Source organism: Pseudonocardia xinjiangensis, assembly GCF_050948425.1.
Classification (GTDB): Bacteria; Actinomycetota; Actinomycetes; order Mycobacteriales; family Pseudonocardiaceae; genus Pseudonocardia; species Pseudonocardia xinjiangensis.
In genome coordinates this window covers 6633927-6646119 of the sequence record NZ_CP192009.1, presented here as the reverse complement: position 1 = coordinate 6646119, position 12193 = coordinate 6633927, and the positions used below count along the sequence as shown (strand labels likewise).

Genomic DNA, 12193 nt, shown 5'->3' with positions numbered 1-12193 from the left:
AACACGGAGGTCTCCCGGATGATCGAGTTCCGGGGCGTGACCAAGCGCTTCCCCGACGGCACCGTCGCAGTCGACAACCTCGACCTCACGCTGGACGCCGGGAAGATCACGGTCTTCGTCGGTCCGTCGGGATGTGGCAAGACCACATCGTTGCGGATGGTCAACCGGATGATCGAGATCACCGAGGGCACGATCACGATCGACGGACACGACATCATGGCGGCCGACGCCGCCGACCTGCGCCGTGGCATCGGTTACGTCATCCAGCAGGCGGGGCTCTTCCCGCACCGCACGATCCTCGACAACATCGCCACGGTGCCGCTGCTGCTGGGGTGGTCCAAGGCGAAGGCCCGGCAGCGTGCCGCCGAGCTGATGGAGGTCGTCGGCCTGGCTCCGGAGATGTCCCGGCGCTACCCCGGGCAGCTCTCCGGCGGGCAGCAGCAGCGGGTCGGCGTGGCCAGGGCGCTGGCGGCCGACCCGCCGATCCTGCTGATGGACGAGCCGTTCAGCGCGGTCGACCCGGTGGTGCGGGAGAACCTGCAGGACGAGCTGCTGCGGCTGCAGGCCGATCTGGGCAAGACCATCCTCTTCGTCACCCACGACATCGACGAGGCGGTCAAGCTCGGCGACAAGGTGGCGGTGTTCCGCACCGGCGGGCTGCTCGCCCAGTACGACGAGCCCGGCAGGCTGCTCGCCCGCCCGGCCGACGACTTCGTCGACGGCTTCGTCGGGCGCGACCGTGGTTACCGCGGGCTGGGCTTCCTGTCCTCGGCCGCGCTGCCGCTGGGCGAGCTGCCCACGGTCACGCTCGGCGAATCGCTTCCCGACGGGGCCGGGTGGGTCCTGGTCGTCGACGGCGCGCGGCAGCCGCTGGGCTGGATCCACGGGTCCGGGCGCGACGGCGGCCTCGCCGTCGAGCACGAGCACCTCATCCCCGGAGGTTCGCTCTACGAGGTGGAGTCGGGGTCGCTCCGCAGCGCGCTCGATGCCGCGCTCTCGTCGCCGTCCGGCCAGGGGGTGGCCGTCGACGGCACGGGGAGCGTGGCCGGCTCGGTGCGCGCCGACGACGTGTTGCGCGCACTCGAGGACGCCCGGCCCGATCCGGCGGCGGCATGAGAGGCGCGCGCCGATGACGTGGGTACTGGGCAATCTCGAGCTGATCTGGGACCTCACCCTGGAACACCTGGTGTTCGCGCTCGTCCCTGTCGTGCTCGGGGTTGTTCTCTCGCTCCCGCTGGGCTGGCTGGCCAACCGCACGGGCATCGGGCGCACGTTCACGATCAACGTGGCCGGCCTGCTCTACACCGTGCCGTCGCTCGCGCTGTTCGTGATCCTCCCGCCGCTGCTCGGCACGCAGATCCTCGACCCGATCAACGTGATCGTGGCGCTCACGGTCTACACGGTCGCCCTGCTGGTCCGCACGGTCGCCGACGCGCTCTCGGCCGTGCCTGCCGTGGTGGTCAACGCGGCCACGGCCATGGGCTACCGGCCGGTGCGCCGCTTCCTGGCGGTCGAGCTGCCCCTTGCGGTCCCGGTCGTGGTGGCCGGCATCAGGGTGGCGGCGGTGTCCTCGATCAGCCTGGTCACGGTCGGCTCGGTGATCGGGTTCGGCGGGCTCGGCAAGATGTTCACCGACGGGTTCCAGCGGAGCATCCCGCAGGAGATCATCGCCGGGATCGTGCTGGTGCTCGTGATGGCACTGGTCGTCGACGGCGCGCTGGTGGGCATCGGGCGCCTGCTCACCCCGTGGAGCCGGCCCGTGTCCACGGCGAGGAGCGCGGCATGAACTACTTCGGATGGCTCTTCGACCCCACCAACTGGACCGAACAGGGCGGCGTGTTCCAGCGGCTGATGGAGCACATCGGCTACACGGCCATCACCATGGCGATCGCGCTGGTGCTGGCGGTGCCGCTCGGCGCCTGGATCGGGCACACCGGCCGTGGTGGCTTCCTGGTGGTGGGGCTGGCCAACGGCCTGCGCGCGCTGCCCACGCTGGGCCTGCTCGTGCTGCTGGTCGGAGCGATCGGGATCGGCCTGATCGGGCCACTGATCGCGCTGGTCATCCTCGCCGTCCCCCCGATTCTCGCCGGCACCTACGCCGGGGTGCGCAACGTCGACAGCGCGGTGGTCGACGCGGCGCGCGGCATGGGCATGCGCGGGCGCGACGTGCTGTTCCGGGTGGAGCTGCCCAACGCGTTGCCCCTCGTCGTCGGCGGCATCCGCAGCTCGGTGCTGCAGGTGATCTCCACCGCCACGATCGCCGCCTACGTCGCACTCGGCGGGCTCGGCCGGTTCATCGTCGACGGCCTCGCCGTGCGCGACTTCCCGCAGATGATCGGCGGTTCGATACTCGTCGCCGCGCTCGCCATCGCGTGCGACCTGCTGCTCGCCGCGCTCCAGAAGGTGCTCGTCTCGCCCGGCCTCCAGGCGGTTCCTGCCCGGGGCCGCAGGCTGCGGGCCGTGCCCGACCCCCGACCCGCCTCGCAGGCGGCCTGAACCCGTTCCCAGCCGGAGGACCACCTGATGAGACGCTCCCTGATCGCCCGCACCGCCGCACTGGCGGCCATCTCCGCCCTCGCCCTGGCGGCGTGTGGCGGCGGCTCCGACCCGCTCAACTCGGGCGGTAGCGCCGCGGCGCCCTCCGACACGATCATCGTGGGGTCGGCCAACTTCACCGAGAACCAGATCCTCGCCGAGATCTACGCGCAGGCCCTCCAGGCCAAGGGCATCAACGTGGAGAAGAAGCTCAACATCGGCAGCCGTGAGACGTACTTCCCGGGCCTGCAGGACGGTTCCATCGACCTGATCCCGGAGTACACGGGCGTGCTCCTGCAGTTCCTGAACAAGCAGGCCACGGAGACCGCGCCGGACGCCGTGTACACGGCGCTGAAGTCCGCGCTGCCGGGGAGCCTCACGGTGCTCGACAAGTCCGCGGCCGAGGACAAGGACGCCGTGGTCGTCACGAGGGAAACCGCCACCCGCCTGAACGCCACGAGCCTCGCCGATCTCGCTCCGAACTGCGGGCAGCTGACGTTCGGCGGGCCGCCGGAGTTCCAGACCCGCCCGGACGGCATCCCCGGCATCGCCGAGACCTACGGGTGCAACTTCAAGGAGTACCGGTCCCTCGACGCGGGTGGCCCGCTCACCGTCTCGGCGCTGAAGAACGGCGACGTGCAGGCCGCTGACATCTTCACCACCGACGCGTCGATCCCGGCCAACGACTTCGTGGTGCTCACCGACCCGAAGGACAACTTCGCCGCGCAGAACGTGGTGCCGCTGATCAACAAGGCGAAGGTCAACGACACGGTCACGCAGGTGCTCAACGGCGTCTCCGCCAAGCTCACCACCGAGAACCTCACCGCTCTCAACGCGGAGGCTGCGGGCGACACGAAGCCGTCGGCCGAGACGGTGGCGAAGAACTGGCTCACCCAGAACGGCCTGGGGTGACCGTGCCGGGCGCCGGCGCCGTTGGGGCGGTCGGGGCGCTGCGCCGGTACCCGGTCAAGTCGATGCTCGGCGAGCCGCTCACCGAGGCCGTGCTCACGGTGGGCGGGGTCGAGGGCGACCGCACGCTCGCCCTGCTCGACACGGTCACCGGCCGGGTGGCCACGGCGAAACACCCGCGGCTGTGGCGGTCGTTGCTCCGGTTCAGTGCCGTGCACGACGGCACGGGCGTGCGCATCGTGTTCCCCGACGGCAGTTCGGTCGGCGCCACGGACGACGGCGTCGACGAGCTGTTGTCGGCGGTGCTCGGGCGCACCGTCGTGCTGGCGGGCACGCGGCCTCCCGGCGCCACGGTGGAACGGCCGGACCCGGAGGACGTGCTGGCCGGCGGGGTGGAGGCCGACGTGCCGTACCAGACGCTGGAGATCGCGCAGGGCACCAGCGGCTCCTCGTTCGTCGACTACGCCCCGGTGCACCTGATCACCACCGCTACGCTCGACCACATCGGCACCGAGGCGGTGCGCTACCGGCCCAACGTCGTCGTCGCCGGCCAGCGGGGGGTGCCCTTCGCCGAGAACGACTGGGTCGGCCGGGACATCACGATCGGCGAGGTCCGGCTCCGTGGCACGCTGCCCACCCCGCGCTGCTCGGTGCCCACCCTCGAACACGGGTCGTTGCCACGTGCCGTGCACGCCGTGCGCACCCTGCTCACCGAGAACCGGGTGGATGTGCCCGGTTTCGGGGTGCTGCCGTGCGCAGGCGTCTACGCCGAGGTGCTCGATGGTGGTGTGGTGCGCGAGGGCGACCCCGTCGTCCTGGGCTGACCGGGCTGCGTCGGTCGGCCCCGGTCAGCGGTAGCCGGTCGTGTCGGCCGGCTTGCCCGCGTCCTGCACCTCCACCACGTAACGCCAGGCGTCGGGTGCGGAGCCGTCGAGATCGGTGAACCCGTACTCGCGGGCCAGGCCGCCCGACGAGAGCGAGGAGCCCTGCCAGCGTTCCCGTTCCGGGTCGGCGGCCAGCGCCGCCACCGCGCGGCCGATGAAGTGTGGTGTCTCGGAGATGGCGAAGTGCGGTTGCTTCGCGCAGGCGTCGCGCCAGCTCTCCTCGGTGACGCCGTAGACATCGAGCATGAGCTCCGAGCGCAGCCATCCCGGTGTCAGCGCCACCGCCGTGGCGCCGTGGCTGCCGAGCTCGTGGGCCCAGCTTCGCGCCAACCGGATCGGCGTGATCTTCGCGAGGTCGTAGAACACGTTGATGCGGTAGTTCTCGGCGTTGTACGCGGCGGTGCCGTCGGTGACCTCGACGACCAGGCCGCCGGGCTTGCGGATCAGCAGCGGGAACGCGTGGTGCGCGGTGACGAGGTGGGTGTCGACGGCGAGGCGGAGCAGCCGCAGCCCGTCGTCGAGGGAGTGCTCCCACACCGGCTTGTCCCAGTCCGCCAGGAAGTCGCCGCCGAAGATGTCGTTCACCAGCACGTCGAGGCGGCCCTGCTCGGCGTCGATGCGGGCCACGAGCGCCGCGACCTGCTCGGACACGAGGTGGTCGGTGGGCACCGCGATACCGGTGCCCCCCGCCGCGCTGACCAGCTCGGCGGTCTCCTCGATCGTCTCCGGCCGGTTGTACTCGCTGCGCCTGCCGCGGGTCGACCGGCCGGTGACGTACACGGTGGCCCCGGCCGCGCCGAGCTGCACCGCGATGCCCCGGCCCGCTCCTCGGGTGGCCCCCGCAACCAGGGCCACGCGGTCGGTGAGTGGCCTGTTCTCCAGCGTCATGGTCCTCACGATGACAGAAATCCTTGACATCCCCTGTCGAAGTAACGGGTTCAGTGAGGTGTATGGTTGGTGTATGTCGCGCACCAACATCGACCTCGACGATGAACTTGTCGCCGAGGCGATGCGTCGCTACGGCCTCAGGACGAAGAAGGAGGTCGTCGACCTGGCGCTGCGGCGGCTCGTCGGTCCCCGACTGTCGCCGGAGTTCCTGGAGGGCTTGGAAGGGATCGGCTGGGAGGGCGATCTCGACGAGATGCGCACGTCGAAGATCGAGGGTCGAGAGTGGAGCTGATCGACTCGTCGGCGTGGATCGAGTACTTCCGCGCCACCGGGTCACCGGCGAACGTGGCGGTCCGCGAGTTGGTGCGCGAGCGTCCGCACGACATCGCCGTCACCGAACCCGTGGTCATGGAACTGCTCGCCGGCGCGGGCTCGGAGCGCGCGTTCACCGAGATTGACAAGCTGACCAGCGGGCTGGCTCTGCTGTCGGTCGATGCTCTCCTGGACTATCGCCACGCGGCGGTGGCGTACCGCGCGGTCAGAGCCGGTGGCGGCACGGTGCGGAAGCTGCTCGACTGTCTCATCGCCGCCGTCGCGATGCGGACAGGTGCCGTCCTCCTGCACCGCGACCGAGACTTCGACGTGCTCGCCAGGGCTCTACCCGATCTGCGGGTCCGGTCACTGGTCTGATCCGTTCAGTCCACGACCCGGGTTGCGGCCACCCGCAGCGTGCGCACCGCTGAACGCACCACGAGTGCGCACACCAGCGCGCTCACCATGAACGCCGGAAGCGCGAACGGCTTCGTGACGAGCATGGCGGCCGTCGCCGGGCCGTTGACCAGGTTCATCACCACGCCGGTGCCGCCGCAGACGACCGCACCGGTCACACCGGTGAGACCCGCCAGCACCGCGACCTGCCGCGTGGGGGCCGCTCGGAGGAACGTGACCGCGAGCAGGACGACGGCGACGGCTGCCACCAGAAAGCTCGCGGTGTCCTGCAGGCGCGCCAGCGCCACGACGAGCGTCGGGGGCGGACTCGTGTCCCAGCCGACGCCGTTGCGCCACAGCAGGTCCCAGCCGAACGTCATCCCCGGGAAGGCCACCAGGAGCAGCAGTGCCGCCCACCGGCTCTGCCGCGCCACCAGTTCGTGCTGGTACAGCGGGGCGATCTCGCGGACGGCGCCGAACTCGCGCACGGCGCGCACCGCCGCCTCCCGCGGAGCGAGCCCGTAGGTGCGGTGTGCGGCGACGGCGTCGTGCAGTCCGTCGCGCGCCTCGCGCAGCATGCTCCGCCGGACGCGGGCGGGGCCGTGCAGCGCCCGCGCCAGTTCGGCGAGGTGCTGGTCGACCGGATCCTGGACGGTCACGACAGGCCTCCCGCCGGCCGTCCGGCGGCGGGCCGCAGCACCGCATCCACCACGGCGCTGAACTCGTTCCACTCGGCGCGCTGGCCCGCGAGGGCGTGGCGCCCGGAGCGGGTGAGTGTGTACGTGCGCCGCTCGCGGCCGGCGACGGTGCTCCAGGTGCCGGAGAGCAACGCCGCGCGCTCGAGCCTGCGCAGCGCCGGGTAGACGGTGCCGGTGGGCAGGTCGAGGGCGCCGCCGCTGCGCGTCTGCAGCGCTTCGATGATCGCGTAACCGTGGCGGGGTCCGTCCTCGAGCACGGCGAGGATCAGCCCGTCGAGGTGGCCGCGGACGGCGTCGGGTCGCACGAGTAGGGATTCTACCTACCCGAGCTGATCGCGCATCAGGATGAGGATCAGGGAAATCCCGGATGTATATGTAGGCACTCTACTTATAGATTCTTCAGGTGTGGACACTCTCGCTCCGGTCGCTCCGGTCGTGCGCAGGCCTCGAATCTCGTTGTGGACGCTCCGGGCGGTGATCACCGTGCACGCGTTGGCGGTGCTCGCCCAGCCCGTACTGGCCGGGTTGTTCCTCACCGGCGACGTCGACGCGATCGGCGTGCACGGCCTCATCGGATCGCTGCTGATACTGGCGGCGATGGTGGTGATCGCCGTGGCACTGGCCTACGTGCTCGGCGGCCGGGGCAGGCTGTGGATACTGCCGGTGGCGGTGCTGCTCTTCCTCGCCGACGCGTTCCAGGTCACGGCGGGCTACGCACGGCAGCTGGAACTGCACATCCCGCTCGGAGTCGCGATCGTCGTCGTCTCGGTGCTCCTGGCCGCCTGGGCGTGGACCCCCTCGGCGGCCCGGCCACGGAGCCGGCGATGACCCGGCTGTCCCGCCGCGGCTTCCTCGGGCTGCTCGGAGCGGCCGGTGCCGGGGTCGCGCTGGCCGGTTGCGGGCTGGGTTCGACGCCGGGCCAGACGGGCGAGCAGCTGGCCAGTGCCCTGCCCTTGCCCGAGCCGTTCCGGGTGCCGCTACCCGTGCCGCCCGTGGCGCGTCCCGCCGGGACGGACCCGAGCGGGGCCGATCTCTACCGCGTGACGCAGCGCGTCGCCGACCTGGAGATCCTGCCCGGAACGCGCACCCCCGTGCTCGGCTACGACGGGATCTTCCCCGGCCCCACGTTCGAGACCCGCCGGGGGCGCCCCGTCGTGGTGCTGCACCGCAACGAGCTGCCCGTGCCCACCGTGGTGCACCTGCACGGCGGGCACACCCCCGCCGAGAGCGACGGCTGGCCACTGGACCTGGTGCTCCCCGTGGGCAGCACCGCCGACCCGATGACGCACCACGGGATGCTCGGCGACCTCGCCGCGGGCGAGCGCGAGTACCGCTACCCGATGGACCAGCGCGCGGCGACGCTCTGGTACCACGACCACCGCATGGACTTCACCGGTCCGGCGACCTACCGGGGTCTCGCCGGTTTCCACCTGGTGCGCGACGACGTCGAGGACGCGCTGCCCCTTCCCCGGGGCGAGCGTGAGCTGCCGCTGATGATCTGCGACCGGGCGTTCGCCGCGGACGGCTCCTTCGCCTACCCGGGGCTGGACCAGGGAATGCGTTCCGTGCCCGGCGTCGAGGACGACTGGATGGAGGGTGTACTGGGCGACGTCGTGCTGGTGAACGGGGCTCCCTGGCCGGTGCACGAGGTCGACGCCGCGCGCTACCGGCTGCGGCTGCTCAACTCCTCCAACGCCCGCCGGTACCGGCTCGTGCTGCAGGTGCCGGGGGCGTCTGACCTGCCGCTCGTCCAGATCGGGTCCGACGGCGGGCTGCTCGCCGCCCCGGTGACGCACCAGGCGCTCGACCTCGCCGCAGGCGAACGGTTCGACGTGGTCGTCGACTTCACGGCGCTGCCGGTCGGCACCGAGGTCACGATGGTCAACCCGCTGGGAACGGGCCGGACGACCGACGTCATGCGGTTCCGGGTGGTGCGCACTGCGAAGGACGACAGCCGGGTTCCCGAGCGGCTCGCCGACGTGGAGCCGCTCGTGCCACCGCCGGGCGCGAGCCGGCGGACGTTCCGGTTCACCCGGGGCGCGGTCGGTGACCACCGGGGGTGGGCGATCAACGGCACCTCGTTCGATCCGGAGCGTTCGCTGGCCGACGTCCCGCTCGGCCGGACCGAGGTGTGGCGGTTCGTCAGCGACGTGCACCACCCCGTGCACGTGCACCTCGACGCGTTCCAGGTGCTGCGCCGGGGCAGCTTCGGCCCGGGGCCCTACGACGGCGGGTGGAAGGACACGGTGGACATCCGGCCCGGGGAGATCGTCGACGTCGCAGTGCGGTTCGAGCACTACGCCGGCAAGTTCGTGTTCCACTGCCACAACCTGGAGCACGAGGACATGGCGATGATGGCGACGATCCGCACGGTGTGACCTGCCCTCGGGACCTGCCTCAGGACGTGGTCGTCCCGCCGGGGACGACGGGCAGCAGACCGCGTTCGGCGAACACCTTCTTGGCAGCGAGGGTGGCGTTGAGGGCCCGCGGCAGGCCGCAGTAGACGAGCGCGTGCAGAAAGGCCTCGACGATCTCCTCAGGGGTGAGGCCGATGTTCAGCGCGGAGTTGATGTTCAGCTCGAGCTGGGGTTCGGTGCCGAGCGCCGTGAGCATCCCGAGGTTGAGGAGCTGCCGGTCGCGGCGCGAGAGGTTCGGGCGGGCGGATATCTCCCCGAACGCCCAGCCGACGACCTGGTTGCCGAGCTCGGGTGAGACGTCGGCGAGGACGTCGAGGACCTTCAGCCCGTTCTCACCGTTGGTCTCACGCAGGAGCTGCAGCCCGCGTTCGTACGCTTCCTTCGAGGCCATTCGGGGTTCCTCCTGAACATGGTGGACGAGCTTCGCGTGCCGTGCCGGGGACTCAGTGGTCCGCATCGATCCCGATGTAGAGGCCGGCGACGGACGCGCCGTTGGTCGTCGAGTCCACCATCCGGCGCAGCCGGGCTGCGGCGACCTGCGCCCGGAAGGGGTCGCCGGACGACGGGCCGTGCATGATCTCCGCCAGCCACTGGTTGAACTCCTGGTACTGCCAGACGCGCCGCAGTGCGTCGTCGGAGTAGCCGGCGAGGCGGCTGTCATCGCCCTGCTCGTAGTGCGCCAGCAGGGCGTCGGTCAGCAGGAACGCGTCGTGCGGCGCCGCGTTCATGCCCTTGGCCCCGACCGGTGCCAGCAGGTGAGCGGAGTCCCCGGCCAGGTGGAGCCGACCGTAGGACATGGGCTCGACGACGTAGTTGTGCATGTCGAGCACGCGCTTCTCCAGCAGCTCGCCCTCGACCAGCGGCTCGGCACCAGGTACCTCGAGCCGTTCCCGCAGCTCGCTCCAGACCCGCTCGTGCGGCCAGTTGTCCGGGCTGTCGCCAGCCGGGACCTCCAGGTAGTACCGGCTGATGTCCGGGCTGCGGTGCATGAACGCGCCCAGCCCGTGCGGGTGCAGGCCGAAGAGGGCGTGCGAGCTCGACGGCGGAGCCTCGGCGAGGATGGCCATCCAGCCGACGCCGAAGTCGTGCCGGATGACGCGCATCGCGCCCTCCGGAACGGCGTGGCGGGACACGCCGCGCGCGCCGTCGCACCCTGCGATGAAGTCGCACGTGATGACGTGCCGTTCCCCGGTGTCGGACGCGGTGAAGGAGACGGAGGGCCGCGCCGTGTCGAGCCCGTGCAGCGCGACGTCCGTGGCGCCGAAGTGGACGGGGCCGCCGGCGTCGTCCGCGTATGCCCGTACCAGGTCGGTGACCAGCAGCTGCTGCGGATAGACGAAATGGTGGTGCCCGCTCAGTTCGCCGTACCGGAAGACGTACCGGGCGCCGTCCATCCGGAACTCACCCTCGCTCTGCGGGGTGGCGTGGGCGAGCAGGCCGTCGGCGAGGCCGTGCCGCTCCAGCGCCCGGACCACCCACTCCTCGATGAAGCCCGCCCGGGGCCGCTGCTCGATGAACTGCCTGCTCTCGGTCTCCAGGACGACGCAGTCCACCCCGGCGCTGCGCAGCAGGCGGCCGATGGTCAGGCCGGCCACCCCGGCGCCCACGATGACGACGGAGGTGCTCGTAGCTCGCTCGGCGTTCGCATCGTGACCCACGCCCACACTCTGCCCCGCCGGAGGTGGCGCTTCAGGCACGTCGGACGAACTGTCGCCCGTTCCACACCGGCCGCGTCCCATTCGCCCCCGGCGACGAGATGACACGTAGCCTCTGGGGCCACCTTCTCGCGCGCATCCAGGACGTCGTCGCCCGTTGGCACTGATCCGAAGGGCGCGTCGTCCCCGTCGCCGCGCCCCGGCCGTCGGCTTCGCCTACCGTCGGAACGGACGAAAGCGACGGGAGCCGCATGAACGAGACAGCGCGGTGTGTCGTGGTCGGCGGCGGCCCGGCGGGGGTGGTGCTGACCTACCTGCTCGCCCGCGGCGGGGCCGAGGTGACGTTGCTCGAGTCCCGCGGCGACTTCGACCGCCGGTTCCGCGGCGACATCATCGCGCCGTCGATCCTCGACCACCTCGACGTGCTGGGCCTCGCCGCGCCCATGCTCGCCACCGTGGCGCACGCGGTGGCCGACGCGTTCGTGTGGCGCACGCCCGACCGCGCCTACACGCTCGCCGACTACCGCGACGCCAGCCGTACCCACCCCTACTACGCGCTGGTGCCGCAGGCAGAGTTCCTGCCGTTCATGGTGGCGCAGGCGCAGCGCTTCCCCGGCGCCGACGTGCGGATGGGCGCGCGGGTCTCGGCACTGCTGCGCGACGAGTCCGGGCGCGTGGCGGGGGTGGAGTACCGGCACGACGGCAGGCGCCACGAGCTGCGGGCCGACCTCGTCGTCGGAGCCGACGGGCGCAGCTCCAAGGTCCGCGCGCTGTCGTCCGTCCGGGCCACGGAGCTCGGGGCGAGCCTCGACATCTGCTGGTTCGCCGTGCCGCGGCGCGCCGGGGACCCTCCGATGTCCGGCCTCGAACTGCGCTGCGAGCCGGGCCAGAACCTCGCGGTGCTCGGGCAGGGCACCGACTGGCAGATCGGCTTCACGATTCCCGCCGGCACGTTCCCCGAGGTCCGGGCGGGCGGCGTCGAGCCGCTGGCGGCGGTGCTGCGCAGGCTGGTGCCGTGGCTGGGCGACCGCATCGACGTGCTCACCGACGTCAACGACCTCTCGTTGCTGCCGGTCCGCATCACCAGTCTCGACCGCTGGACCGAGCCGGGACTGCTGCTCATCGGCGACGCCGCGCACGTGATCTCGCCGGTCGGCGGCAACGGCATCAACCTCGCGATCCTCGACGCCGCCGAGGCCGCCAACCGGCTCGTCGGACCCCTCACCGCCGCCCGGCCCGACCACGCGATGCTCGACGCGGCGGCCGGGCAGGTGGAACGGGTGCGGCGGCCGTCGGTCGACCGGGAGCAGCGGTTCCAGGTGCAGGTGGAGCGCAGCGCGGCGGAGCGCCTGCGCTCCGGGGACCCCCGCCCGCCACTGGCGCTGCGCGTGCTCTCCTGCGTGCCGGGCTTCGCCCGGTTCTCGGGTCGCCGTTCGGCACGGGCGCTCGCCGTGCCACCGCCGGTGCCGCAGATCCTGAACGGCGCGGCGGCGTCGTGA

15 protein-coding genes are annotated in these 12193 nt (G+C 71.7%); 10 read left to right on the top strand and 5 right to left on the bottom strand.

The annotated features are described in order from the left end of the window. Positions 1–18: 18 nt before the first annotated feature. The 5 genes from ACQPZA_RS31195 to ACQPZA_RS31175 are packed head-to-tail and all read left to right on the top strand — an operon-like array spanning position 19 to position 4268. Positions 19–1116, top strand: coding sequence for an ABC transporter ATP-binding protein (locus tag ACQPZA_RS31195; RefSeq protein WP_433283071.1), 1098 nt, complete (start codon positions 19–21; stop codon positions 1114–1116). A gap of 13 nt (positions 1117–1129) precedes the next feature. Continuing rightward, positions 1130–1786 (top strand): ABC transporter permease, encoded by a 657-nt coding sequence (locus tag ACQPZA_RS31190; protein ID WP_169396776.1) that lies wholly within the window; start codon positions 1130–1132, stop codon positions 1784–1786. After that, positions 1783–2496: an ABC transporter permease gene (locus tag ACQPZA_RS31185; RefSeq protein WP_433275657.1), complete on the top strand. Its 714-nt coding sequence runs from the start codon at positions 1783–1785 to the stop codon at positions 2494–2496. The genes ACQPZA_RS31190 and ACQPZA_RS31185 overlap by 4 nt, the downstream gene beginning before the upstream one ends. Positions 2497–2523: 27 nt before the next feature. Next, positions 2524–3447 carry an ABC transporter substrate-binding protein gene (locus tag ACQPZA_RS31180; protein WP_169396778.1) on the top strand — a complete coding sequence of 308 codons (924 nt, stop codon included), beginning with the start codon at positions 2524–2526 and terminating at the stop codon, positions 3445–3447. Beyond that, positions 3444–4268, top strand: a complete 825-nt coding sequence (locus tag ACQPZA_RS31175; RefSeq protein WP_433275656.1) for an MOSC domain-containing protein — start codon at positions 3444–3446, stop codon at positions 4266–4268. Before ACQPZA_RS31180 ends, ACQPZA_RS31175 begins: the two co-directional genes overlap by 4 nt. A gap of 24 nt (positions 4269–4292) precedes the next feature. Here ACQPZA_RS31175 and ACQPZA_RS31170 read toward each other — a convergent pair whose 3' ends face one another. Continuing rightward, positions 4293–5216 (bottom strand): SDR family oxidoreductase, encoded by a 924-nt coding sequence (locus tag ACQPZA_RS31170; RefSeq protein ID WP_433275655.1) that lies wholly within the window; start codon positions 5214–5216, stop codon positions 4293–4295. A gap of 73 nt (positions 5217–5289) precedes the next feature. On the opposite strand from ACQPZA_RS31170, the gene ACQPZA_RS31165 reads away from it, so the two are divergent. Then, entirely contained in the window at positions 5290–5508 is a 219-nt protein-coding gene (locus ACQPZA_RS31165) for a type II toxin-antitoxin system VapB family antitoxin (protein ID WP_433275654.1), read from the top strand. After that, a complete protein-coding gene (vapC, locus tag ACQPZA_RS31160; protein ID WP_169396781.1) occupies positions 5499–5906 on the top strand; it encodes a type II toxin-antitoxin system VapC family toxin in 408 nt (135 codons plus the stop codon). The genes ACQPZA_RS31165 and vapC overlap by 10 nt, the downstream gene beginning before the upstream one ends. A 5-nt stretch (positions 5907–5911) precedes the next feature. Here vapC and ACQPZA_RS31155 read toward each other — a convergent pair whose 3' ends face one another. Continuing rightward, positions 5912–6583, bottom strand: coding sequence for a permease prefix domain 1-containing protein (locus ACQPZA_RS31155; protein ID WP_433275653.1), 672 nt, complete (start codon positions 6581–6583; stop codon positions 5912–5914). Then, positions 6580–6927 (bottom strand): PadR family transcriptional regulator, encoded by a 348-nt coding sequence (locus ACQPZA_RS31150; protein ID WP_169396783.1) that lies wholly within the window; start codon positions 6925–6927, stop codon positions 6580–6582. The genes ACQPZA_RS31155 and ACQPZA_RS31150 overlap by 4 nt, the downstream gene beginning before the upstream one ends. Before the next feature lie 169 nt (positions 6928–7096). Between ACQPZA_RS31150 and ACQPZA_RS31145 the strand changes: the two genes are divergently transcribed. Both ACQPZA_RS31145 and ACQPZA_RS31140 read left to right on the top strand, forming a co-directional pair. Beyond that, a complete protein-coding gene (locus tag ACQPZA_RS31145; protein ID WP_433275652.1) occupies positions 7097–7450 on the top strand; it encodes a hypothetical protein in 354 nt (117 codons plus the stop codon). Continuing rightward, positions 7447–9000 carry a multicopper oxidase family protein gene (locus ACQPZA_RS31140; protein WP_433275651.1) on the top strand — a complete coding sequence of 518 codons (1554 nt, stop codon included), beginning with the start codon at positions 7447–7449 and terminating at the stop codon, positions 8998–9000. The genes ACQPZA_RS31145 and ACQPZA_RS31140 overlap by 4 nt, the downstream gene beginning before the upstream one ends. Before the next feature lie 19 nt (positions 9001–9019). On the opposite strand, the gene ACQPZA_RS31135 is transcribed toward ACQPZA_RS31140, so the two are convergent. Next, complete coding sequence (locus ACQPZA_RS31135) at positions 9020–9430, bottom strand: carboxymuconolactone decarboxylase family protein (RefSeq protein WP_433275650.1); 411 nt, start codon at positions 9428–9430, stop codon at positions 9020–9022. Between the two features lie 52 nt (positions 9431–9482). Then, positions 9483–10697 (bottom strand): 4-hydroxybenzoate 3-monooxygenase, encoded by a 1215-nt coding sequence (locus ACQPZA_RS31130; protein WP_433275649.1) that lies wholly within the window; start codon positions 10695–10697, stop codon positions 9483–9485. A 248-nt stretch (positions 10698–10945) separates the two neighbouring features. Between ACQPZA_RS31130 and ACQPZA_RS31125 the strand changes: the two genes are divergently transcribed. After that, positions 10946–12193, top strand: coding sequence for an FAD-dependent monooxygenase (locus ACQPZA_RS31125; protein WP_433275648.1), 1248 nt, complete (start codon positions 10946–10948; stop codon positions 12191–12193).